This is a genomic window from uncultured Chitinophaga sp., from assembly GCF_937898475.1.
Lineage (GTDB): Bacteria > Bacteroidota > Bacteroidia > Chitinophagales > Chitinophagaceae > Chitinophaga.
In genome coordinates this window covers 197,406-221,735 of record NZ_CALEJS010000026.1, presented here as the reverse complement: position 1 = coordinate 221,735, position 24,330 = coordinate 197,406, and the positions used below count along the sequence as shown (strand labels likewise).

The window sequence follows — 24,330 nt, the reverse complement described above, 5'->3', positions numbered from 1 at the left end:
CAGGACTGATGACGTAGTCATTATTTCCTGATCCATTAAAGTACAATTATGAAAGCGCTGGTATTTCACAAACCCAAAGATGTAAGCGTTGACAACGTAGACGATCCTGTTATCCAGGCGCCAACAGACGCCATTATCCGCGTAACCTCCACGGCCATTTGCGGATCAGACCTCCATATTTACAATGGAATGATCCCCCAGCCGCATGACCTGGTACTGGGACATGAATTTATGGGCATTGTAGAAGAGGTAGGTAGCGCTGTCGTTAAAATAAAACCGGGAGACCGCGTGATAGTGCCCTTCCCCATTGCCTGCGGCCATTGCCATTTCTGTAATATGGAGCTTCCCACCCATTGTGAAAACTCCAACCCGGAAATGTATGGCCCCTCCGGTGAGATCATCAAGATGAAGGGAGCCGGCGCTGCGTTGTATGGATATACAGACCTGTATGGCGCCGTAAGCGGCGGACAGGCAGAATATGCCAGGGTGCTGTATGCTGATCATAACCTGCGGGTGGTGCCAGGTGATCTGCCGGATGAACAGATGCTTTTCCTGACGGATATATTCCCTACAGGATGGGCGGCCTGTGAATGGGCGCAGGTAGCGCCCGGCGATACCGTAGTGGTATTTGGCTGCGGACCGGTAGGCATCATGGCACAGAAAGCCGCCTGGCTGCACGGCGCTAAAAGAGTGATTGGCGTAGACAGGCTGCCTTACCGTCTGGAGAAAGCACAGCTCACCGCAAAATCAGAAGTTATTAATTACGAAGAAGTGGATGTAGCAGAAGCGGTACGCGCGATGACCGGCGGCTATGGCGCCGATGTTTGCATAGATGCAGTTGGAATGGAAGCACACCGTACCGTACTTCAGAAAGCCGCAAATGTGCTGCAGGCAGAAAAAGGCAGTATGTCGGCCCTGAAAAGCTGTTTTGATACCGTACGCCGTGGCGGACGGGTTTCCGTTGTTGGCGTATACGGATCCCCGTATGATAACTACCCGCTGTACCAGTGGTTTGAAAAAAGTATACAGCTGATGGGCGGCCAGGCATGGGTGCAACGGTGGCTGGACAATCTTATCCGGCTGGTAGCGGATGGCAAAGTAGTGCTGGATGATATTATTACTCATACCGTGCCATTGACCGATGCAGCGCAGATGTATGATATCTTCAACAAAAAAGAGGATAATTGTGTGAAGGTGGTACTTAAACCCTAGCGGCTTTGCTTACTAAGTTTTTTTTGTTACATTATCCCCCAAAAAAATAAATGCCTGTCAACAAAAGCGTTGGGGTAAGTGTGCTTGCGCCGTCAGGACTACATTGCCATAAAAGATCCATTAACTACCTATATATCCTGTTAATATTACTGTTGCTGCCTGTACCGGGATTCGCACGTCCCGATAATGACAGTCTTTTGCAACAACTCAACACCACTATTGACGAAGCGCCCGTATACGATGCTGAAAGAGTAAGGCAGATCAATGCCTGGCGGCATGCCCTGCATGATCCGAAGAACGCCGGGGCAAAAGCACAGTTTGAGATCTGCGGACAGCTTTTTGAGCAGTTCAAGGTGTATAAATATGATTCTGCTTTTGCTTATGCCCGTAAAATGCAGGCGCTGGCCCGGCAGCTGGGTGATCCGCAACTCATTAACTACGCCGGTGTTAAGCTGGTGTTCGTTATGCTGTCTTCCGGTATGTTTAAGGAAACGGGCGATTACCTGGCACAGGTGGATGTAACCATGCTGCCAGACAGCATGCGGGCGGAATACTATCGTTTAAAGGGCCGCTTCTACTATGACATGGCGGATTACAGCAACGATGCCTACTTCAGCCCCACCTATATACGCATGGGAAATGCCTGTACCGATAGCGCCCTGCAATTGTACCGGCTCCACTCCTACGATTACGACTATAACCTGGGCACCCGGTACTTTAAAGCCGGCCAGATGGACAGCGCCCGGCATTACTATGCCCTTGCCGTAGCCCATAAAGACCTCACCTGGCATCAAACGGCTATTGCCACTTCTTCGCTGGGTAATATTTATATACACGACGGACAAATTGACACGGCCATCCCCCTGATGGCGAGGGCCGCTATGGCAGATATCAGATCCAGCACCAAGGAAACCACTGCCATGTTTATCCTGGCCGAGCTGCTTTTTAAGAAACGGGATGTAAAGCATGCCTCCCGCTACGTGGAATATGCCCTGATGGATGCCACTTTCTACGGTGCCCGGCTCCGTAAAATGCAGTTAAGCACCATCCTCCCCATTATCGAAGGGGAAAAGGTGAACGCCGTGGAAGCACAGAAAAAGCTGCTTTTCGTATATGCGGCTATCGTTACCGTACTGCTGCTCACCCTGGTATGGCTGGCTGTGATCATCCTGCGGCAGTATAAGAAACTGAAAACAGCCCAGCAGGTCATCACGGAAGCGCATGCCAGTCAGCAGGCGATCAACGAACTGCTGATGGAGGCCAATAAGATCAAGGAGGAATACATTGGCTACTGCTTCCAGTTAAATTCCTCCTATATCGATAAAATGACGAAATTTAAAAAGTCGGTTGAACAGAAACTGGCTGATAATAAATACGGGGAAGTAAAGTTCCTGGTAAATAATATCGACCTTCGGGAAGAACGGGAAGAGCTGTTCCGGAACTTTGACCGCATCTTCCTGAAAATATTCCCCCAGTTTGTGGCGGTGTTCAATTCCTTCTTCCGGGAAGAAGACCAGATCAAACTGAAAGATCATGAATTACTGAACACAGACCTCCGTATTTTTGCATTGATCCGTATCGGCATCAACGACAACGTAAAAATTGCACAGATCTTAGGCTATTCCGTTAACACGATTTATACTTACAAAACCAAAATAAAAAATAAGGCGGTAATCCCCAAAGAGGAATTTGAGGAGCGGCTGGGCAACATAAAAGCCCATTGAACCGCAGATAATGCAGCTGAAAACCCGGGGAAACCATCTGTATATGAAAATATTTTAATATAAATACAATAAACTGTAAACCAAATATTTAGTGGTTACAACAAGGTTAATTTGGCCAATATTTTCTATATATTGACCATATAAATTGTTAACATCTGTAAACCTCTTTTAATTTGAACCCTTGCAACATTTGAGACCAGGATCCGGATCCGTGTGATAGATAACCGTTATGAAAATTGATCAGTTATGAAAACATTCCACAGTACATCGTCCGTAGTCAGTCATCCATGGTATTTCAGACATTACAAGCAGGCATTCCACAGTTTATAGGTATGGTGGTCTCCATAACGTGACCCGCTATGGACTATGGACCATCGACCATGGATTTTTCACCCAGGCATCAATATTCCACAAACACATAAAATTCCATCTTATGAACAGAGTTCTATTTCGCAGGGTGCGTATGTTATGCTCGTTATTGCTGCTTTTAGCAGGCATAGCGACCGCACAGACGCAGCAGGTTACCGGAAAGGTAACAGACGAAAAAGGCGACCCGATCCCCGGCGCCACCATCCAGTTAAAAGGCACCAGCACTGGTACGGCTACCGGCGCCGATGGCAGCTTCAGGCTCAATGCCCCCGCCAACGGCACGCTGGTGGTATCCTATGTGGGTTATGCCAACCAGGAAGTAAGCATCGGCGGTAAAACAACCGTAAACATTACGCTGCAGACCAGCAGCACCCAGCTGACAGACGTGGTGGTAGTGGGCTATGGTACCGTCCGTAAAAAGGATCTTACCGGCGCCGTGGCTTCCATCCAGGCTAAAGACTTCAACAAGGGTACCTTTACCGCCCCCGATCAGCTGATCCAGGGCAAGGTGGCTGGTGTGCAGATCGTGTCTAACAGCGGGCAACCGGGCGCAGCCACCACCGTAAGGATCAGGGGTAACGCCGCCCTCACAGGAACCGGTCAGCCGCTGTATGTGGTAGACGGGGTACCGCTGGACGGCCGTTCTGCCCGCCCGGGTCTCAATGTGCCCGAACTGGGCAACATACCCGGCGGCAACGCCCTGAACTTTATCAACCCCTTTGACATTGCTTCCGTAGATGTATTGAAAGACGCCTCTGCTACCGCTATATATGGTTCCAGGGCCGCCTATGGCGTGGTGCTCATCACCACCAAAAGAGGCCAGGTGGGCGAACCTAAACTGGATATCGGCGCTTCCGTTGGTATCAGCAAGATCATGCGGAGAATTGATGTGCTGGATGGCGACCAGTACCGCCAGGCGCTCCAGAAATGGGATGCCCCCGCCACCAACGACAAAGGAGGCAATGTAAACGCGCTGGACGAGATCCTGCGTACGGCCGTTACCCAGAACTACAATGCAGGGGTAAGCGGTGGCACCGAAAATGCCAAATACCGCTTCTCGGTAGGTATGCTGGATCAGCAGGGCATTGTTAAAAAGTCAGACTTTAAGAAATACACTGTCGGACTGAACTCCGGGTTTAAATTCCTGAAAAGTAAAAAGCTGGGCGTAGATTTCAACGTAATCGCCAACCAGTACCTGGAGAACATTCCCCCTATCACCAACGACGCCGGTTTCGGGAACAGTTTGATAGGCCAGGCCCTGCAATGGAATCCTACCGAATCTTTGTATAACGACGATGGCTCCCTGAACATCAAACAGGGCAGCAGCGCCGTGAACCCGGTAGCCATGCAGCAGGTGTATCACGACAAATCAAAAGTAACGACCATACTGGGTAGCGTATCTCCCTACTTCAACATCACAGACGATCTGCAATACCGCATGCAGTACAGTATCAATTACAGCAGCGGCGTCAGGAGAACGGCTGTGGATGGCAATATCAACTTCAACACTTTTGGTATCAATGCCAACCCGCCCTCTGGTCTGGGTTGGGCCAATATCGGCCAAAGCGAACTGACCACCCAGCAGATCACACATACCGTAACCTATAACAAGCAGATCAACCAGGACCTTCACCTGAATGCACTGGTAGGTTACGAATACATGAAATTCAATAACAAAGGCGCTTATATGAACGGCCTCGGCCCTGCCCAGCCGGGTGGCTTTGGCAATTATGGCCTGGATCTGACCAACTATATCCAGTTCTCCAATGCGGCCGGCCGCAATATCACCTCCTTTGCAGATCCTGTTTCCGAACTGCAGTCTTATTTTGGCAGGGTAACGCTGAACTATAAAGACCGTTACATGATCACGGGTACCATCAGGGTGGATGGTTCTACCAAATTTGGTAAGAACAACCGCTATGGTTCTTTCCCCTCCTTTGCAGCGGCCTGGAATATCAGCAATGAAGACTTCTTCACCAAAGGCGGATTTGTCAACAACCTGAAACTGAGAGGCGGATGGGGCCGTACCGGTAACCAGGAATTCCCCTCCGGCGCTTCCCAGTCAAGGAACTCTTTCCTGCCCAACGGTGAGCTGAGAAAGATGAGTAATGACAACAACGACCTGAAATGGCAGTCTGACAAACAGTATAACATTGGCCTGGACTTCAGCGTGCTGAATAACAGGATCTCCGGTTCGGTGGACTACTTCCATAAAACCACTTCCGATCTGCTGTATCCTACCGCCGCCATCCAACCGGCCGCTGCCCAGGCAGTAGTAACCTGGAAGAACCTGGACGGCGAGATCGTGAACAAGGGTGTGGAAGCTGCCGTGAACGCAACGGTGGTACAAAACAAAAACTTCCAGTGGGACCTGGGCGCCAACGTTACCTTCCTGTCTAACAATGTAACCGGGATGACCGCCCCCATCTACACCGGCCAGCTGAACGGCCAGGGTGTATCGGGTACGCTGGTAGAGATCATCTATAACGATATGCCAATCAACGGATTCTATACCCGTACTTACGGCGGTATGGACAAGGATGGTCAATCCATCTATCCCAATGGCGACAGCCTGAGCTACCAGGGCACTCCCAACCCCAAGACACTGCTGGGTATCAGCACATCGGTTGCGTATAAGAAATTTACGCTGACCGCCAACCTGAACGGTGCATTTGGTCATAAGATCTATAACAACACCTTTAACAACGTAGTGAATGTAAGCAACCTGAGAGCAGCGCGGAATATTGCGGAAGAGTTCTTCAATGCGCCAATCCAGGAATCATTATCCAACCGTGTTACTTCTTCTTCCCGTTTCCTGGAAAGCGGTAACTACGTAAAACTGGCCAACGCAACACTGTCTTACGCCATCGGCGATATCGGCGGTGTGGTAAAAGGACTGAACGTGTACTTCACTGGTCAGAACCTGTTTGTGATCACCAATTTCAAAGGCTTTGATCCCGAAGTGAACGTAGATAAGAGCAGTGGTGCACCCGGCGCAGATTCAAGGACCGGTATGTCTACCTCCGGCGGTGTGCCGTCTGCAGGTATCGAATACCAGCCTTACCCTTCTGCCCGTACGTTCACCCTGGGTCTTAACTTTTCACTCTAATCAAAAAAACTTGCTTATATGAACTACTTAAAGATATTTTTAGTCATCTCCGGTATCCTGGTATGGACTTCCTGTACCAAACTGGATGAAGAGCTCCAGGGTGAGCTCAGGGACGACCAGATAGGCAGCAGCGGCGGTTCTGCCGAAGCGCTGCTGAGAGGCGCCTACAACTCCATGCGATCACCTTATCAGAGCAATGACCAGGTGTTTGCCCTTTCTGAAATGAGTACCGACGAACTGATTGCTCCCACCAGGGGCGGCGACTGGGACGATAACGGTGTATGGCGTGTGATCCACTCCCACCAGTGGGACGGTGATAACATCCACATCCGCGATGCCTTCAACAACCTGGGTGGTGTGATCTATACGGCTACCAATATGCTGCAGTTCAGCCCCTCTGCACAACAGGCCGCCGAGGCCCGTTTCCTGAGGGCTTTTGCCATGTTCAGCGTGCTGGACCTGTTTGACCAGGTACCTTACCGCGATCCGGGAGAACCGGTAACCCAGCCTTCCAGGGTACGCTCCGGTTTAGAAGCGCTGGACTATATCATTGCAGAAGTGAACGAGGTAATGCCCAACCTGCCCGATGTGGCTACTGCGCATAACAACATCACCAAGGCCAATAAAGATGCAGCCAGGGTGCTGCTGATGAAATGTTACCTGAACAAAGGCGTGATCGCCAACAGGGCAGCGCCCACCTTTGATAATGCAGATCTGTCAAAAGTGGTCACACTGGCCGATGAGATCATCAGCAGCGGCAGGTATACCTTCAGCGACAATTACTTTGATAACTTCTCTCCCCGCAACGGCAGCCTGTCTAAAGAAAACATCTTTACGGCAGAGAACCAGGGCGGTGTGGATGCCGGCGGACTGAACGCCATCTGGCATACGGTGATGCATTACAACCAGAACCCTCCGGGCTGGAACGGATGGACCACCTTATCTGATTTCTACAACAAGTTTGAAGCATCTGACCTGAGAAGAGGCGCTGCCTATCCCACTGGTACCGGCGGACCTCCCAACCCGGGCAATCGCGTTAACGTTGGCTTCCTGATCGGTCAGCAGTATAATCTTACCAACGATGAACCCCTGCAGGACAGAACCGGTGCTCCGCTGGTGTTCACGCCCGAAGTGAGCAGCATCGAAACCGGCGCCAACCTGGAAGTAACGGGTATCCGCGTAGTGAAATACTGCCCTGATTATGTGAACGATGGCAATGGTAAAGTAGACAATGATTTTGTTTACTACCGTTATCCGGATGTGCTGCTGATGAAGGCAGAGGCCCAGCTGCGTATGGGTAATGCAGGCGGCGCACTCACACTGGTAAACCAGGTACGTGCCGCACGCAATGCCTCCACCCTGGGCGCCGTAACCCTGGATCAGCTGCTGGATGAGAGAGGAAGGGAATTCTACTGGGAATCTTCCAGGAGACTGGACCTGATCCGCTTTGGAAAGTTCCTGCAACCCTGGCATGAAAAGCCGACGGATGATCCGAGGTACCTGCTGTTCCCGATACCGAACCAGCAGCTGGCGGTGAACCCGAACCTGAAGAAGAACCCGGGATATTAAAATAGTTGAGGTTTGAAGTTTGATGTTTGAGGTTCGTTGGACGTTTAAGGTTACAAACCTTTAACAAACTTCAAACCTCAAACATCAATCTGGTTAGTGATTCCACTTTCGGTTTTGCGCGGGGGGTAATGTTCCGGTGGAACAAAAACGAAGTGCGAATAGAACCGAGGTGGAATTTTGATGCGGCCGTCACCCGGCCGGAGGCAGTGATGGACTGCCTCCACCGGGGGCGGCCTTTTTAATTAGTAATTTTTTAAGTGATGCCGGAAATGGATCAGTTCACCGTGATGATGGGATCCCATGCCTAAGCTTTTGCCATATCCGGGAAGAAAACGCGAAGCAGGTAGAAGGCGAATAAAAGAAGTACATATCACCACGATAAAGGTGATCAGTACCAGGCCTTCTGTTTTCAGATTCGTACCGGGAACGTGTTCCGGAATAGCAAAGGGAGCAAAAAGAAACAACCACCATTGAGTGAGGAGGCCCGCCAATACAATGGCGCTGTATTTCAAGATATAGGATTTCATCTGCATTTTAACACTCAAACCGAAAGATACCCATAACCCCTCAAACAAAAAAGCCGCCCCGGGATCTCTCCCGCAGCGGCCTTGTTCATCATCCTTTATCTTTTACTCTACTACTACTTTTTTACGATCATTACCTACGGCAATGATGTATACGCCCTTGGGCCAGGAGGACACATCTATCTGTGCCTGGCTGGCGTTGCGGCTTACCCTTGTCTGGTAAACTTCCTGTCCGGCTACATTGAAAGCCCTTAACAGCGAAGGAGCTGCCAGGCCTTTGAACTGTATGTTCAGTACATGACTCGCCGGGTTGGGAGACACTGCGATGCTGAATGCAGACGCATGGCTTGCAGGAATGGTGAGGCCTGCAATACTTTGCCTTGCAGCAGATGTACCGGCGGATGGTGTAAAGGTCAGCCAGTTAAGGTTGAACTCAGCGGCATCTATCACAACACGCAGTATTTTGTTACCGGTGGTGAGCGCGGGAGTATTTACACTAACAGTGGTCCAGTTTTGCCAGCCGCCGGTGTTGGGCACAGCGATGGGGCCGGAGATATGCTGACCGTCCAGCTCTACATGGAAGGTACCTGAACCGGTGGTCGCTACGCGGGCCTCCAGGGTATAACTTCCTGCCTGCGCCACGTTTACGCTGTATTCCACCCATTCGCCTGCCTGTACATAGCCCAGGTCATAGCCGCCTTCGGCGCAGGATTCCAGGTCTACCGCCTCGCTCGTGCGGAACTGTCCGCCCAGGTTGGTAGCCGTCAGGTCGTGGAAGGCAACGCCTTCGCCGCCGTTGTCATAGTGCTCTGCTTCGATCTTACCCGGTATAGTGGCCCTTGTGCCGTTGAAAGGCGTTTGTTCGGCAGGGTTATGGCCGTATACTTCTATTTCGAAGATGGAGTAGCCATATTGTGTAGCCCTTGTTGTACCCAGGATCCTTACGTGACGGCCACTGGCGCTGAGCCCCGTATGGTCGTTCACGGTAGTGGCATTATCGGTAATGCTTTTCACGGTCTCCCAGGTATTACCGTCCTGTGATACCTGCAGCTGGTAAGCCGTAGCATACGCCGCTTCCCAGGTGATCTTCACGCGGTTAATGTCGTAAACGGCGCCCAGGTCAACAGCTATCCACTGCGGATCTGCAAAAGCGGAAGACCAGCGGGTGCCGTAGCTGCCATCTGTTACGTTGGCGGCCACTACGCTCACCGGTGCATTTGGCTCAAGAGAAGAAGCAGTGGCAGATTTGCCGGAAGCCAGGTTCTGCGGAACCGGCGTACCGCCTGTACATACGCTTCCGAGGGTGTTGTAGATGGCGTTGATATCGCCGTATTCAGAAGCGATGTCCCATATCATGATACCGCCGCCGGTAGTCTTGGCCATATTGGCTTTGCGGATGTGCTCAGCGGTGTTGTTATGAGACTCATAGAAAGGAACACCCAGCATCCTTTTTTCCTGCGGAACGCCACGGGAAGTCCAGTAGGCCATTGCACTGCTGGCCAGCGCATCGCTGCCATAGCACATGATGTTCACCAGGTCTAACATGGAGATATTATCGTAGTTATTACCAAAGTTCCCGGCGCTTTCAGATACAGCGGCAGTAAACAATTTGCCCATGGAGTGCAAACGATTGCCTAAAGGAACAGCAATAGCGTTCCACCTGCTTTTCTGCGTAGGATATTCCCAGTCCAGGTCAATACCATCCAGGTTGTACTGTGTTACGAAATTGGCACAGGCATTTACAAAATTGTTAATGGCCGTGGAATTGGTAGAGATAGCTTCAAATGGTGTATTGGTGGGTGAGGAATTAAGCCAGCCGCCGATAGACAGCAATACCTTAACATTGGCAGCATGCGCCCTGTTCACCAGGTCAGTGAGCGTGGAACCGCCGGGTACAGGGCCCATATTACCATCCGTACCGGGAATATTAAAGGCGTAGCAAATATGGGTGTACTTGCTGTAATCGATCCTGGAGGGACTGTTGATATAGTAATTGTTACCTGTAACCCAGGACGGATAATACCCCACAATGTTGTAACAGGGTAATTGAGCGAAGGCGCTATTGCCAGATAGCACGGCAAACGCCAATAGCAATAGCAATTTGATTTTCTGCATGTGATGACGTGATTTAGTTTTTCGAATGATTATCGTTGAGGATGATGAACGTACTGCGTGGATATGGTTTTAATAATGGTTAATGAGACAATTAATAATCTGATGCGTGGTACAAGGTTCGTTCTGCCGGGCGTAAAATTATGTTTAATTTATATACATTACAATACGACAAGTATCCTACCCTTCCCCTGCTGTAAAAACAACCCGTATAAAGTCTCATTCAGCCAGTATACCCTGTATATCATACAGGTACCTTTACATCGTACAAAAAAACAACACATCATGAGAAAGATCATTGTCACCAGCTTTGTTACACTGGATGGAGTATTACAGGCGCCGGGCGCACCTTCGGAAGATACTACACAGGGTTTTAAATGGGGAGGCTGGAGCGCCCGCTACGGTGATGACCAGACAAACGAAACAATAGGCGGTATCATGTCCGGCGCTTTTGACCTGCTGCTGGGCCGTCGTACCTATGAGATCTTCTCTGCGTACTGGCCTTACCAGGAGAACCATCCTGTTGCAGAGAAATTCAATGCCGTACAGAAATTTGTTGTATCGGGGAAACAACCACCACTGGAATGGGTAAACTCCACACTGATCAGCGGCGATGTGGCAGCGGGCATCCGTGCGCTTAAGCAGCAGGATGGGCCGGATCTGCATGTGTGGGGCAGCAGCAGGCTGATACAAACACTGCTGGCCAACAACCTGGTAGATAAGCTGTACGTTTTGACCTACCCCGTAACAGTAGGGAAAGGCAAACGTTTATTTGATGGCGGCTCTAAGGCGGAAAGCTGGAAACTGGTAAGTGCAAAGGTATCTGGCAAAGGGGTGATCATCGGGGAATATGAGCCTGCCGGTGAACTGGTAACAGGAACGGTTGGCGGTGAAACAACGCCGTCTGAAGCGGAGCTGACAAGGAGGAAAAGATGGGCGCAGGAGGGTTAAGACCTGTACCCCAACGGCGTAAACGACGTATGCTTCTTAAAGAAATTCGAGAAATGCGCCAGATCATCATATCCCAGCGCCCAGGAGATCTCTGATATATTCCAGTCCGTCTGCTTCAGCAGGATCTTTGCCTCCTGTATTATGCGTTTGCTGATGATCTCTGTGGTAGTTTGCCCCGTGCCTTCTTTCAGCACTTTGTTGAGGTGGTTCACGTGTACGGCTAACCTGTCTGCATAATCCTTGGCAGTACGAAGACTCAGCCTTTGCCGGGAAGATACGATGGGAAACTGCCTTTCCAGCAGTTCAAGGAAAAGCGCGGAGATCCTGTCTGCAGCGTTCTGGGTGGTCCTGAGTACAGACATGGGCTGCAGTTTCTGCCCGAAGTGGATCAGCTCCATCACCAGGTTGCGGAGCAGGTCGTATTTGTAGATATAATCAGCAGCCATTTCTTTCAACATCTTCCGGAAGATGTATTCCAGCTCTGTGGCGTGTTCAGCGGTGAGCTCAAAAACAGGCACTTCACCGGGACGAAAAATGGGCAGTTCATCCAGGGAGATACCGGATTTATTGGCAGACAGGAAATCGGCCGTAAAGATGCAGAACATTCCCTGCTGGTTGGTATCCAACGGTATGTAACGGTATGGTATACGAGGGGTGGCAAACAGCAGGGCGTTCTTTTTTATTTCGATCACTTTATCGGCATATTCTGCCCGGTTCCTCCCGTTGATGAAGCTTATTTTGTAATAAGCCCTGCGGTTGTAGGGCATGATACGGTTACCCGTGACCTTATCATACATCTTTTCCGTTTCAAACACGTTGAAATGGCCTATCTCACGGGCAATGCCTTCCGGCATTTTATCCGAATGCTGCCTGTAAAAGTCTTCTATGGAGTTGGTCTTGATCATTTGCACTATTCAAATGTACGGAAAAAAGCATTAGCCGTTAGTGATGGCCCTTGTTAAGCCATCACTAACAGCTAACCGCCAGCAGCTAACAGCCAGCCCCTCACAGCCTCATTCCGCCCGATACTTCTATGCGCTGGGCATTCACCCAGCGGGCGTCTTCCGTACAGAGGAAGGCCACTACGCCGCCAATATCTTCCGCTACTCCTACACGGCCCAGTGCGGTTGCATCTGCCACCATCTTGTTTACCTGCTCATTGTCTCTTACTATGCCGCCGTTAAAATCCGTGGCGATGGCGCCGGGTGCCACTACATTGGCTCTTATTTTCCTTGCTCCCACTTCAAGCGCCAGGTAACGGGTAAATACTTCCACTGCGCCTTTCAACGCACCATAGGCAGAAGCGCCGGGCATGGTAGCGCGTGCAAGTCCGGAGGATATATTAACGATGCCGCCACCATCATTCAGTAAAGGCAAGGTCTTCTGCGTAAGGAAAAATACCCCTTTGAAATGGGTGTTCATCAGCTCGTCGAACAAGACTTCGCTGGTTTCGGAAATGAGCGCATGGCCGCCCATCCCTGCGTTGTTGATGAGGAAGTCAAAACGTTCCGCGTTAAAAGTGTTTTGCAGCACATTTTTCAGCTGTTCCAGGAAAGCGTCAAAACCTTTTACATCGCCAACGTTCAACTGCAGGGCAGCCGCTTTCTGCCCGGCCTGCTGTATTGTGGCTACTACGGCTGCTGCATCGTCTTTACGGGACTGATAAGTCACAATCACGTGAATCCCTTTTTCTGCGAGGCGGAGCGCCATTTCACGGCCTAAGCCGCGGCTGCCGCCGGTTACCAGTGCTATTTTGCTGTTGTTTTCCATTTGTTTGATCTTTTTGATGGTACAAAGTTCGGGCGGAAAGCGAGTTCCCTGTTTGAATATATCAATCTGTTATTTGCGAAATTCAAATCATGGGAGAAAATCGGGAAAGAAACCCTGTACAGGGATGAAGAATGAGGTACGCAGCGGAGCGCCAATGTGTATGCAAAGCTTAGGCAGGCCCAACATAAAGCATTATGCTGCATGTACGCAGTAATTATACTATACGATCACTAAACGCTGACTAACTACCTGCTAAAAGCTCACTAACCACTATCTAAGCCCTTACCCGGATAGCACATTACTGACCCCTTAAGTAAGCGTACAGTAAACGCCTGGCAAATGTCTGTTGAAAGTCAATGCTTTATGGACCTGAGGTGGACTTGATCAGGCGTTCAGCCGGGGTTGTGCCGGGGTGATAGAAAACGGGGAAAAATGCGGGTATGACGCCCTCATCTGACACTAAAAGTTTGCAAAATTGGAGGATCTACACTTTTGGGGAATGGAACGTCTGAAAAAGATCGCTGACAAACACGCCTTTCCACCCTTAAAACCGGTTTTCCGGGGCCGGGGGGCATAACACTCCCATGGGCGGTACGCCCGGGGCATAAAACGGCTATAAATCAGATCTGGGTAAGAAGATATACTCATTCCTTCCTGCGGATAATGATCCTGGGCAGGTGCCTCCTGCCGGGTTTCCTTCCGGGATGCCGGTCAGCTGGTAATAAACCGGCTGGGGATACAAAGCGCGCAACGGAGGGATGACGCGCGCCTTCGCGGGTAACCGTCTTTGCTGCAGGCAGCTGCACATGGATAATATCCGCAGCCATATAGCGGCGATCGCCTGAGTAAGACAAATAATCATTGCAGATGGTGTAGCTGCGGTATTGCAATACCACCAGCAGCGTGCCTTCACCTGCTATGGGTACGTTCATGGCCATGCCGTTAAAGGGCTCGTCTTCATGCAGCGCAATGATGGCCGTGGATACATCCGTATGTAGCACGCGATGTGTTGTAAAGTCGATCCGCGCAGCTACCAAACGCAGTTCAATTTGTGTAGCCTTTCCCTGCGGCAGCAGCTCCTGCGCAGGTATATGCAGGGTACCGTTATCCATGAACACCGGCGGCAGGGTAAACAGTTTTTCCAGTCCCGTATGCCGGTTAAAATGAAAGCCCTGCAGGTTGGGGAAATGCGCTCTTCCTGCCTGGATGAACAGTTTATTCACGCGGTTGACCAGCGTGCTGTCATAGCGCATATCAAGATATGGCCGCAGGGCATGACGCAACAGTTTTCCCTTACTGCTCGCAATACCGAAATCGCAGGCAGCACGTTTAGTGGCAGCGTTCTGTCTTACTTTTTCCGGCGCGCTACGCAGGAAATATTTCCCATTTCTGCGGTAGCCAATGACGTTATCCAGCTGGCCGGTAAACTTGAATAACCCGGTTTGTAAGGCCATAATGCTTCTTTTTTTTATTGAAAATACGGTAAAGGTTTCAATGCACCATCAGGCACCCTGATTTCTTGATCTGGATCAATTTTTTGAGGGGTATTTGCCTATATACATCGGCGTTAACAATAAATAACAGTTACAACATCAGTCTGGCACAGTTTTATCATTTATCCTGTCAGCACCAGAAACTAAACAACCTGCAGGCGCTTAGTTCCATATTATTTCATCACAACTATTAAAAACCTGGCGAACATGAAAAATCTAAAGTATCTGGTAGTAGTGGCCGTATTGTTATCGATGATGGCAAGCTGCGTGGTAGAACACAGGGGACCGGGTCATTACAGGGGCCGGGGCCATCACCACCACCCGCCTCACCACCATCATCATGGCGGGGGAAGGCACCACTAGCACAACCGGTTTAATGACAAGTCAACAGGCCTCCGGGTTGAAAGATCCGGGGGCTTTCATTATGCATTACCCTATTTGCGTGATCCGAAGAAATGTATATTTTTATCACCGCACAACCCTGTTTAATCATTAACGACTATTTACCCGGTATGAAAAAAATATTGTTACTGTTGTTGACCTCTCTCCTTACGGCCACCTTTACCGATGCCCAAACCCGGCAACAAATTGACAATCTCTATACTTTTGCACGCCTGTATGGCTATGTACGATATTTTCATCCCAGCGATGCAGCGGTTGTTACAGACTGGGATAAGCTGGCCATCTATGGCGCACAGCGGGCGGAGCAGGCGACTAACCCGGCGGCATTGCAACAGGTGCTGGAAGAAATTTTCCATCCCATTGCACCTTCACTTCGCATTTATCCTACGGGAAAGGCTATACCTTTTAAGCTGTCAGACATCACGCCTGCCGATACCAGCGGCATGAAGCCGGTTAGCTGGCAGCACGACGGCTATGGCCTCAGCGGCAGCTTTTCCTATCGGTCAGTACGGGCGAATGGCTATACTAAACAACCAACGCAAGGTGCTGGATTCAGCCTGAGCTATATTGAAAACGCTATTGACGTAAAACCATACCAGGGCATGAACATCCGCTTCAGCGCCGCCATGAAAGCGCTTGAGCTGGCAGATGGCACGGGGGAATTGTGGCTCCAGATTGAACGTACAGATAATTCCATGGGACGTGTTGACAGAACGGCCTCCCATCCGGCCACAGGTATTAACACAGCCTGGCAACGGGACACTATTGCAAAACAGGTTGACCGCAACGGCGATACCCTGCGTTTTGGCTGCTTAATCACCAACAAAGGCAGCCTGCTGATCGATGATATCAAAGTGGAAGTACAGACAGCCGGCGGCTGGCAAACCATCAAAGGATCTGAGGGAGACTTCGAAGCTGACACGGCAGATGCAGCGCCCGCACACTGGCATTTTAACACAGCCGACAAGTATTTCGTTGTAAAAACAAGCAGGCTGCAGTCCAGCAATGGTAAACAGGCCTTATACATGGAAAAGAAAAGCACCGCGGGCGTGATGATAGAGACCGCTCCGATCTTTGATACTTTACTTCCGCCGGGCACCCTTATTAAAAAGGACATCGGCAACGGGCTTTCCATTATCATGCCCGTATCTTTATGGGGCGACGGGGAAAAAACCTATCCGCTGACAGACACCACGCAGATAAATGTTCGAAATGAGATGATGGCAGCCAAACTGCCGGCCTCCCTTTCTGGTGATGACCTGTATGTGCGGCTGGCAGACATTATCATTGCCTGGAACGTGATACAGCATTTCCATCCTTACAATGCAGCATGGACCACTGACTGGGACGCCGATCTCCATGAGGGATTAAGCAACTGTTATAAAGACCGCACCGCATCGGATTTCCTGGTGACGCTCAGCACCATGCTGGCTAAACTGCGCGATGGCCATGGTGTGGTAGCTTATCCCGGTACGCAGCACTATGCCTATATACCGGTAAAATGGGAGTGGGTGGAGCAACGCGCGGTGATCACCCATGTACTCGATCCCAACATCCCGCTGCAACGCGGAGATGTGGTTACTGCCATTAACGGCGTAGCAGCAACAGATTATATTAAAAAAATAAGCCGCACGGTTTGCGGCGGCGCTTTCAACACCTTAATGATAAAAACGCTAAGCGTCATTGCACAGGGGCCGAAAGACTCCAGCTTATTACTCAGCGTTCAATCAACCGGGAAAAGCGTACGACAGGTAAAGCTGCCCTTCAGCCTGAGCGCAGCAGATTACAGCAAAGTGGACCCTGCTAAAAAGGCTTATGAGCAGATAGATAGCGGCATTGTTTATGTTAACCTCTCGCTGCTGCCATGGAAAGAACTGCAACCACAGCTGCCCGCGTTGTCGAAAGCCAACGCTGTTATATTTGACCTGCGGGGTTATCCAAGAGATGCAAATGGCGTCAAGATATTATCCCACCTGGTGAAACAACGTGACAGTTCCAAATGGATGCATTCATCAGAGATCACGCTCCCTGATCATGAAAATCGCTTCGGGGTAAGCGGTGGATGGCGCGTGTCTACTGATACGCCTCATATCGGCGGAAAAGTGATTTTCCTGACAGATGGAAACGCCATCAGCTATGCAGAATCAGTGATGGGCTACGTGAAGGGACAGCACCTGGGGACTATTGTAGGCGAAAACACCGCAGGCGCTAACGGAAATATCGTTACCGTAAGGCTGCCGGGCCGCTACTCATTTGTATTTACCGGTTTAAAAGTGACCAACCACGACGGTTCACAACATTATATGAAAGGCGTTCAGCCGGATATTACCGTGCACAAAACCATACGCGGCATCCGCGAAGGCCGGGATGAACAACTGGCCAAAGCTATTGAGATCTGCAAATAATTACTATCTTCGCGCCATCATGAAAATCTAACCTGCATACACAACAGCATCCGCTGAACCGGTTATCCGCCCATACAGGCGATGATCTTATCTGATCTATTTCATCACTCATTTTACGGATCGCAGCCGTCTGCATATTTATTCACTTAAAATTACTGACATGAAACTTACATTCTGCCAAAGGACCATTGCATGCATCCCTTCCGGCCACCGGAAGGCTATTCTCCACTATTGTCAGACATCACTTTATGCTTATCATCGCAGATCAGATCAGATACCAGTTACCCAACCGGGAACCGCTTTTCGATAATATCAACTTCACCCTGCAAAGAGGCCACAAGGCCGCAATTGTGGGTAACAACGGCGTTGGAAAGACCACGCTGCTGAAAATCATCGCCGGCGGGGCAAAGGCCTCCGGCGGACATTTAACCATCAACGGCAGCCTGTATTATATTCCGCAGCATTACGGGCATTTCAATCACCTCAGTGTAGCAGAAGCATTGCAGGTGGCCCCGCTGATACATGCCCTGGAAGCTATTGAGCAGGGCGATCTCAGCCAGCATCATTATGAGCTGCTGGAAAACAACTGGGACATTGTTGCCCGCTGTGAAGCCGCTTTTGCCAAATGGGGACTGCCAAACATCAGCCTGCAGCAACCCTTACAGGCGCTGAGCGGCGGCATGAAAACACGCCTGTTCCTTTGCGGGATCGATATCTTCCAGCCCGATATTGTACTGCTGGATGAGCCCACCAATCACCTGGACGCCGCCGCAAGAACACAGCTCTATGACTGGATCACAGACACCAGCTGTACCATACTGCTGATCAGTCACGACCGCCAGCTGCTGCGTTTATGCGATCCTACCTGGGAGCTCACAGCCGGTGGCATCAATGCCTACGGCGGTAACTACGACTTCTATGCCGAACAAAAAGCCACCGCCAACGCTGCCGCAGCACACCAGCTGGCCCACCATGAAAAAGAGCTGAAAGCAGCAAAGCTGAAACAGCAACAGGCGCTGGAACGCAAGCAGCATGCCGATGCGCAGGCGCGTAAAAATGCCCGCACTTCCGGCGCACCCAAAGGCTGGCTCAATGAAAGAAGCAAAAATGCAGAGTACAGCACCGCAAAACTGAAGCACGTGCACAGCGATAAAGTGAACGAGCTGCGCGCCAGTTTGCAGGAGACCGCCGCCATGGTACAGATACAGCGCATCATGAAGGGGTATTTCGGGCAGCCGGAGCTTCCCGCAGGCAAAGTACTGATCCAGGCGGATGCCATCAATTACAGGTTTAAAAACGGGGATCCCTGGTTGTGGCCGCAACCCTTAACGTTCACTATCCGCAGCGGTCAGCGGTTATCCATAGCAGGCAGTAACGGCAGTGGTAAAACCACCCTGCTGAAACTACTCAGGCAGGAACTGCAACCGGGCCAGGGCAGCATACAGTTTGCCGGGGGCAACGGGCCGTCTGCACGTTACACTTCCCTCCTGCTTGACCAGGATTATACACTGATAGACCGCCATAAGACCCTATTGGACCAGGCCCTGTCATTCAACGAAACCAAACTGGAACCCGCGGCAGTACATACCCTGCTGGCGAATTTTTTGTTTGGTCCGGACAGCTGGGATAAGCCCTGCGCTGTGCTCAGCGGCGGCGAAACCTTACGGCTGGCCCTCTGCTGTATGGTACTGCAGCATAAAGCGCCGGACATCATCTTCCTGGATGAACCCACCAATAACCTTGACCTGGCTAACATCAATATGCTGGGAAAGATCTTTGGGGAATACAGGGGCACACTGGTGGTGATATCGCATGACACAAATTTTCTTTCAGCGGTTGCAGCAGATAGTCCATGGCACATAATCCATGGACTATTCACCTAAGACAACGCCATCGCTCTCCTCCTCACTGTTTCTTCGCGGAAGGCAAAGTATACGGTGAGGATGGAGACGAGTATCAGTATGAGGTAGCTGAGACCCAGGTTGACGCCGTCTTTGGCGGGCAGCACTTTTACCATGAGGTAGCTGAGGCCGGAGACGATGGCAAAGGTGAAACCGCCTATAAGTCCGCTGGCAACGCCTGCGTTCTTCGGGAACTGCATCATGCAATAGGTCATGTAATTGTTGAAGGTGAAGCCTGCACCTACATGAATGAGGAAGGCGAATATCACCAGTATATACAGGTTATCGGTAGCGCGGCCGGATGACAGCATCAGCAGTGCGATCACCAGCTGCAAGCCGGTATTGAGGGCCAGCTTGGTGAAGAAAGACCGGTGGATCATTGCCTTGCTGATAAAGCCGCCTACCATCCAGGCAAAACCCAGAACGAGGGCGCAATAGCCCGCGCTTACAACGCTGTAGCCCAAATGATGCTCTACGATAAACGCGCCGGTCATATTGTACACCATTACCATGGAGTAAGCCAGACCCAGCAGACTGATGCCCAGCACAAAAGAGCGGGTGCTCAGCATGTTGCCGTATACGCTCACTACATGTCTGAGTTGGAAGGAAGCGCGTTGCCGCAAGGTTTCTTCATTGAAGATGAACTCCAGCAGGGCAAATACCAGGGCCACTCCTGCCAGGGCGTAGAAGCTGGCCTGCCAGCCGAACAGGGTTTGCAGCCAGCCGCCTACAAAAGGCGCTACAATGGGCCCGGTAGACCAGATAATGGAAAAGAGGCTGAGATAGTGCTTGAGCTTATCGCCGGTGAAAACATCCACAAAATAAACACGTTTGCCTGCCATCACGGCGCCTACCGTTATGCCCTGGATCACCCGCATAAGGTACATGACGGTAATGGAATGCGTGGTGGCAATGGCGAAACTGGCCAGTGAGAAGATGAGCAGTGAGGCAATACCGATGCGGTAACGGCCAAAGCTATCCAGTATGCTGCCTATAAAAAGCTGGCTCACACCATAGCTTACCAGGAAGATGGTGATGGTGAATTGTATCTGTAAGTTGCTGATGTGCAGATCGGCCGCCATATCGGGCAGCGATGGCACGTAGATGTCTGTTGCAAAGCCGGACAGCGGCAAGAGCGCCAGCGAGAGCAGTGTTGCAATGGGACGGAACCTTTCTTTTCTGCCTGTAAAACTTTCATTCATATCGGTCATAATCCTATAATTATGAATGCAAAGTTAGCGCCGCTATCCCCAGTACTGTTTATACTATCCAAACGAAAGATTATAAAATTCAAACAAGAGACGTATTCCTGGCTTCCATGGGGGTATGTCCTGTATGTTTCTTGAAGAAAATGTTAAAGTAGGCAGGGTACTCAAAACCCAGTCCGTACGCGATCTGTGCGATATTCCAGTCGGAATGCCGCAGCAGGGCCATCGCTTCCTGGATGATCCTGGCGGAGATGTGCTCTGTGGTGGTTTTGCCCGTCACCTCTTTCAGGGCACGGTTGAGGTGGTTAACGTGTACAGACAGTTTTTCGGCAAAGTCGTTAGCGGTTTTCAGGCGCAGTTCGGTTTCGGTGGTATCGATGGGGAACTGTCTTTCCAGCAGGTCGAGGAACTGGTGGGTGATGCGTGCGGAAGCGGTCATGGGGTTTTCTCCCTTGCCGGTGGGCTGCATCTTCATGGCCTGGTGGATGAGGAGGTGCAGGTAATTACGCAGCAGATCAAACTTATGGGCGTAATCAGACTCCATTTCGGTCATCATCTCCCGGAAGATATAGGAGAGGTACTCCAGCTGGTGCTCGTCCACAAAGAAGGCCGGCACGCCGTTATTATGGAACAGCGGCGAGTGCTGCAGCGTTTCCGGGTCTGAAGGACGCAGAAAAGCTTCCGTAAAAAGGCAGTACCATCCCTTCTGCTCCGCAGAAATGATCTCGAAGGAATACGGGATGCGGGGATTGGAGAACAGCAGGAAGGGCTTGTCCAGCTCCATCCATGTATCGGCATAATGTAACTTCCCCGACCCTATTATGAGGGAGATCTTGTAGAAGTCGCGCCGGCCGTAGAAAGTGCCCTTGCAGACCTCCCGGGGGTATACATTGAAATGCCCTGAGCCTGCGTTGTTCAGGGAGAGGCGCTCCGCATCAGATTTACCGATACGTGCATAGAATTGCTGAATGGTTTCTGTGGGATGCATGGGACAAAGTTATAAAATTCAATTAATTTATGGATGGGTGAGCCGGATGGAGCAGACGGATAGCCGGACGCCGGAGCGAAAAAATTGCTTCGCCCCGGTCCCGGCTAAAGCTTTGCGTGCCTCGTTATGACGGAAATGAAGGCTAAAACTTATACGCTACGCTTGCCGCAAAGTTCCTTGGCCTCTGGGGGTTAATAGACCAGTATCCCGTGTACCATACCTCATCCGTGATATTATTCAGCGCAAAGGATACCCTGAACTTACGGGCATTATAGCATACGCTGCCGTTCAGCAATGTGTAGGCAGGCAGCAGGAATACACCTGTCTGGCTGTTGTCTATCACCTTGTAGGTGCTGCCGTAGTTGCCGCCCAGTCCAATACCGAAATTTTTCAGCGCCCCCTGTTCAAACCTGTAGGTGGCCCAGAGGTTTACCAGGTGCTGAGGGCCCTGGCCGCCGGGATTCCTCCCGGGCTCACCGTAGAAGTCGTTCTTATCACCGGCGAGGTTCTTAATGCGGTTAAAGCTATACCCGGCAATAATATTAAGGCCCTGCACCGGGGCGGCGTTCAGGTCCAGTTCAACACCCCTGCTGCGTACTTTCCCGCCTTGTATAACATTCAGCGGGTTAGCTGGATCGGGCATTACACGGTTGCTCACCTTTATTTCGTAAACGGAGATGGTGCCGGTTAATTTCTCACCCAGCAATACGCCTTTGGCGCCAAATTCAAACTGGTTGGCATGTTCAGGCTCGAAAGACTTAACGTAGGTAAAGTTCTCATCAGGATCTGACACCTGCTGCGGCGCTACATTGATGAATGCGTTCATGTAACTGCCGAATACAGACAACTTATTCAATATGGGCTGGTATACTACACCGAATTTAGGTGAGAGGGCAAACTGGTTGTAGTCGTCCTCATCCGTATCCTTGTCCCCTTTTGAATCGAAGTAGTCTGCACGCAGGCTGAGCATTACATTCAGGGCGGGCGTGATGTTCAGTACGTTGGAAGCATACGCTGCGTAGGTGCTGTTGGAGATGTCGCTTTTTGTTTCATCCAGCGGCGTTACCAGGTTTTTGATCGCTTCCATGGTGAGATCAAAGAGAGGGGCAGGTTCACCGGTTGCAGGATCAAAGTAGCCTATTTCGCCGGGGGCCGTTACATTCCTGCCTCCTGTAGCCCAGGCGGAACTGGCTTCCACCACATGACGGTGGAAGTAATCCAGGCCTACCAGCAGGCGGTTACGCATGTTACCGATCTTAAAATCGCCGTTGAAGTTCTGCTGGATATCCAGCGTAGTGGTGGTCTGGTGCTCGTAGTGAAAATACTGCTGGAACCATTTATCGCCGGGAACATCATCCCATATATACGTATAGATGCCGTCGGCCTTTACCCTTCCGGTGGATACGACTGTCTGCGAGGTCCAGTTGGAGGCGAGCTTATACAGCATCTGCGCCTGTACATTGGTGCGGGGGTTTTTGATGGTCAGATCGTTGCTGGTGAACGACTTCCGGTTGTTCAGTCCCAGCTCTTCCACGGTCCTGAAATCCAGCGGGGATACCCTGTCGGAGTGGAAAAACACCGGCGGAACAGCTCTCTTTTCCTGCAGCACTTCGGCCATTACGCTGAAAGACAGGCGATCGTTCACTTCCCATGAAAAAGACGGTGCGACAAAGTAGGACTTCTTAAAGCCGGCATCCTGGAAGGTGTTCTCCGTATGTACGGCGCCGTTAAGACGCAGGGCTACTTTCTTCGTTTTGCTTAAAGGTGAATTGATATCCAGCGTTACGCGGTGAAGGTCCCAGCTGCCGGTGTTATAAGCTATTTCGCCGCCAAAGGTGTAATAAGGCTTTTTGGTAATGGTATTGATCATACCGCCGTAGCTGTAGAAGCTGCCGCCAAAGAGCGTACCGGAAGGGCCTTTGATCACTTCGATCTGCTCGATATTGGCGGGGTCCAGGTTGCCGCTGGTAATGCCGGGCAGTCCGTTCACCAGCAAAGGTTGTGCATCAAAGCCCCTGAGCGCGAAGTAGGCGCCGCCATCCCCCGCTCTGCCGGTTGATTCCCAGGTGCGGGTGATACCGGGCACATTGCGAAAGGCATCGTCATAGTTGGAGATCACCTGTTGTTTTAACAGCTCTGCTGATACGGTATTGTACACCTGGGGGTTCTCCAGGTTGCGCAATGGCATTTTGGCCACGTACTTATCTTCCCTGTTCACATTCCTGGAAATAATGGTGATCTCTTTCAGCTGTGCGGCGGTTTCAGTCAGCACGAAATCAGCCCGGGTGGTTTTTCCGGCGCTTACGGTTATTCTTTTTGTCTCAAGGGCTGACAGGTTGCTCACGGCAAGCAGCCAGTCGCCGGGCTTCACGTTGGTGATGGTATATTGTCCCTGTTCGTCGCTGACAGCACCCCAGCGGGTATTTTTAACCTTAACGGTAACGGCGGCAGCAGGACTTCCTTCGGCGGTGGTAATAGTCCCTTTGATAGTACCGGTATTGTCGTTTGCCTGCTGTGCGCTCGCCGTGCCAAGCGTGCATATTAATAATACTAACAGAATAAGGCATTTGAACATTGAAAGCGATATTAGGTT

16 protein-coding genes are annotated in these 24,330 nt (G+C 50.8%); 8 read left to right on the top strand and 8 right to left on the bottom strand.

Going from position 1 to position 24,330, the window contains the following annotated elements; translation table 11 throughout:
• Window positions 1–48 precede the first annotated feature (48 nt).
• From Q0577_RS18235 to Q0577_RS18220, 4 genes are all read left to right on the top strand, one after another.
• Window positions 49–1,212 (top strand): zinc-dependent alcohol dehydrogenase, encoded by a 1,164-nt coding sequence (locus Q0577_RS18235; RefSeq protein WP_298738755.1) that lies wholly within the window; start codon window positions 49–51, stop codon window positions 1,210–1,212.
• A gap of 197 nt (window positions 1,213–1,409) precedes the next feature.
• Window positions 1,410–2,936 carry a DUF6377 domain-containing protein gene (locus Q0577_RS18230; RefSeq protein WP_298738753.1) on the top strand — a complete coding sequence of 509 codons (1,527 nt, stop codon included), beginning with the start codon at window positions 1,410–1,412 and terminating at the stop codon, window positions 2,934–2,936.
• A gap of 433 nt (window positions 2,937–3,369) precedes the next feature.
• Window positions 3,370–6,414: a SusC/RagA family TonB-linked outer membrane protein gene (locus Q0577_RS18225; protein ID WP_298738750.1), complete on the top strand. Its 3,045-nt coding sequence runs from the start codon at window positions 3,370–3,372 to the stop codon at window positions 6,412–6,414.
• Window positions 6,415–6,432: 18 nt separating this feature from the next.
• Complete coding sequence (locus tag Q0577_RS18220; protein WP_298738749.1) at window positions 6,433–7,983, top strand: RagB/SusD family nutrient uptake outer membrane protein; 1,551 nt, start codon at window positions 6,433–6,435, stop codon at window positions 7,981–7,983.
• Between the two features lie 242 nt (window positions 7,984–8,225).
• Here Q0577_RS18220 and Q0577_RS18215 read toward each other — a convergent pair whose 3' ends face one another.
• Both Q0577_RS18215 and Q0577_RS18210 read right to left on the bottom strand, forming a co-directional pair.
• Complete coding sequence (locus Q0577_RS18215; RefSeq protein WP_298738748.1) at window positions 8,226–8,510, bottom strand: hypothetical protein; 285 nt, start codon at window positions 8,508–8,510, stop codon at window positions 8,226–8,228.
• A 102-nt stretch (window positions 8,511–8,612) separates the two neighbouring features.
• On the bottom strand, window positions 8,613–10,622 hold the full coding sequence (locus Q0577_RS18210; protein ID WP_298738746.1) for a glycosyl hydrolase family 18 protein: 2,010 nt from the start codon (window positions 10,620–10,622) through the stop codon (window positions 8,613–8,615).
• A 282-nt stretch (window positions 10,623–10,904) separates the two neighbouring features.
• On the opposite strand from Q0577_RS18210, the gene Q0577_RS18205 reads away from it, so the two are divergent.
• Window positions 10,905–11,570 (top strand): dihydrofolate reductase family protein, encoded by a 666-nt coding sequence (locus tag Q0577_RS18205; RefSeq protein ID WP_298738744.1) that lies wholly within the window; start codon window positions 10,905–10,907, stop codon window positions 11,568–11,570.
• Here Q0577_RS18205 and Q0577_RS18200 read toward each other — a convergent pair.
• From Q0577_RS18200 to Q0577_RS18190, 3 genes are all read right to left on the bottom strand, one after another.
• The gene (locus Q0577_RS18200; protein WP_298738743.1) at window positions 11,567–12,475 is read right to left on the bottom strand and encodes an AraC family transcriptional regulator; all 909 of its coding nucleotides are present in this window, start codon (window positions 12,473–12,475) and stop codon (window positions 11,567–11,569) included. The genes Q0577_RS18205 and Q0577_RS18200 overlap by 4 nt on opposite strands.
• 100 nt (window positions 12,476–12,575) lie before the next feature.
• Window positions 12,576–13,340, bottom strand: coding sequence for an SDR family oxidoreductase (locus Q0577_RS18195; protein WP_298738742.1), 765 nt, complete (start codon window positions 13,338–13,340; stop codon window positions 12,576–12,578).
• A 644-nt stretch (window positions 13,341–13,984) separates the two neighbouring features.
• Window positions 13,985–14,794 (bottom strand): hypothetical protein, encoded by an 810-nt coding sequence (locus Q0577_RS18190; protein WP_298738740.1) that lies wholly within the window; start codon window positions 14,792–14,794, stop codon window positions 13,985–13,987.
• A gap of 246 nt (window positions 14,795–15,040) precedes the next feature.
• Here Q0577_RS18190 and Q0577_RS18185 point away from each other — a divergent pair, with 246 nt between their 5' ends.
• The 3 genes from Q0577_RS18185 (at window position 15,041) to Q0577_RS18175 (ending at window position 19,523) form a co-directional block, all read left to right on the top strand.
• Window positions 15,041–15,196 (top strand): hypothetical protein, encoded by a 156-nt coding sequence (locus Q0577_RS18185; protein ID WP_298738738.1) that lies wholly within the window; start codon window positions 15,041–15,043, stop codon window positions 15,194–15,196.
• A 149-nt stretch (window positions 15,197–15,345) separates the two neighbouring features.
• On the top strand, window positions 15,346–17,640 hold the full coding sequence (locus Q0577_RS18180; RefSeq protein ID WP_298738736.1) for a S41 family peptidase: 2,295 nt from the start codon (window positions 15,346–15,348) through the stop codon (window positions 17,638–17,640).
• A gap of 248 nt (window positions 17,641–17,888) precedes the next feature.
• Window positions 17,889–19,523, top strand: coding sequence for an ABC-F family ATP-binding cassette domain-containing protein (locus Q0577_RS18175; RefSeq protein WP_298738735.1), 1,635 nt, complete (start codon window positions 17,889–17,891; stop codon window positions 19,521–19,523).
• On the opposite strand, the gene Q0577_RS18170 is transcribed toward Q0577_RS18175, so the two are convergent.
• The 3 genes from Q0577_RS18170 to Q0577_RS18160 all read right to left on the bottom strand — a co-directional run bounded on the left by Q0577_RS18170 (window position 19,520) and on the right by Q0577_RS18160 (window position 24,312).
• Window positions 19,520–20,752 (bottom strand): MFS transporter, encoded by a 1,233-nt coding sequence (locus tag Q0577_RS18170; RefSeq protein ID WP_298738734.1) that lies wholly within the window; start codon window positions 20,750–20,752, stop codon window positions 19,520–19,522. The genes Q0577_RS18175 and Q0577_RS18170 overlap by 4 nt on opposite strands.
• A 79-nt stretch (window positions 20,753–20,831) precedes the next feature.
• The gene (locus tag Q0577_RS18165) at window positions 20,832–21,737 is read right to left on the bottom strand and encodes an AraC family transcriptional regulator (protein ID WP_298738732.1); all 906 of its coding nucleotides are present in this window, start codon (window positions 21,735–21,737) and stop codon (window positions 20,832–20,834) included.
• Window positions 21,738–21,879: 142 nt separating this feature from the next.
• The gene (locus tag Q0577_RS18160) at window positions 21,880–24,312 is read right to left on the bottom strand and encodes a TonB-dependent siderophore receptor (RefSeq protein WP_298738731.1); all 2,433 of its coding nucleotides are present in this window, start codon (window positions 24,310–24,312) and stop codon (window positions 21,880–21,882) included.
• Window positions 24,313–24,330: the final 18 nt, after the last annotated feature.

Excerpts from the sequence above, each read along its gene's own strand:
- Q0577_RS18205 (WP_298738744.1), top strand. The coding sequence starts at position 10,905 with ATGAGAAAGATCATTGTCACCAGCTTTGTTACACTGGATGGAGTATTA.
- Q0577_RS18235 (WP_298738755.1), top strand. The coding sequence starts at position 49 with ATGAAAGCGCTGGTATTTCACAAACCCAAAGATGTAAGCGTTGACAAC.
- Q0577_RS18170 (WP_298738734.1), bottom strand. The coding sequence starts at position 20,752 with ATGACCGATATGAATGAAAGTTTTACAGGCAGAAAAGAAAGGTTCCGT.
- Q0577_RS18210 (WP_298738746.1), bottom strand. The coding sequence starts at position 10,622 with ATGCAGAAAATCAAATTGCTATTGCTATTGGCGTTTGCCGTGCTATCT.
- Q0577_RS18190 (WP_298738740.1), bottom strand. The coding sequence starts at position 14,794 with ATGGCCTTACAAACCGGGTTATTCAAGTTTACCGGCCAGCTGGATAAC.
- Q0577_RS18220 (WP_298738749.1), top strand. The coding sequence starts at position 6,433 with ATGAACTACTTAAAGATATTTTTAGTCATCTCCGGTATCCTGGTATGG.
- Q0577_RS18180 (WP_298738736.1), top strand. The coding sequence starts at position 15,346 with ATGAAAAAAATATTGTTACTGTTGTTGACCTCTCTCCTTACGGCCACC.
- Q0577_RS18175 (WP_298738735.1), top strand. The coding sequence starts at position 17,889 with ATGCTTATCATCGCAGATCAGATCAGATACCAGTTACCCAACCGGGAA.
- Q0577_RS18160 (WP_298738731.1), bottom strand. The coding sequence starts at position 24,312 with ATGTTCAAATGCCTTATTCTGTTAGTATTATTAATATGCACGCTTGGC.
- Q0577_RS18215 (WP_298738748.1), bottom strand. The coding sequence starts at position 8,510 with ATGAAATCCTATATCTTGAAATACAGCGCCATTGTATTGGCGGGCCTC.
- Q0577_RS18185 (WP_298738738.1), top strand. The coding sequence starts at position 15,041 with ATGAAAAATCTAAAGTATCTGGTAGTAGTGGCCGTATTGTTATCGATG.
- Q0577_RS18200 (WP_298738743.1), bottom strand. The coding sequence starts at position 12,475 with ATGATCAAGACCAACTCCATAGAAGACTTTTACAGGCAGCATTCGGAT.
- Q0577_RS18225 (WP_298738750.1), top strand. The coding sequence starts at position 3,370 with ATGAACAGAGTTCTATTTCGCAGGGTGCGTATGTTATGCTCGTTATTG.
- Q0577_RS18165 (WP_298738732.1), bottom strand. The coding sequence starts at position 21,737 with ATGCATCCCACAGAAACCATTCAGCAATTCTATGCACGTATCGGTAAA.
- Q0577_RS18195 (WP_298738742.1), bottom strand. The coding sequence starts at position 13,340 with ATGGAAAACAACAGCAAAATAGCACTGGTAACCGGCGGCAGCCGCGGC.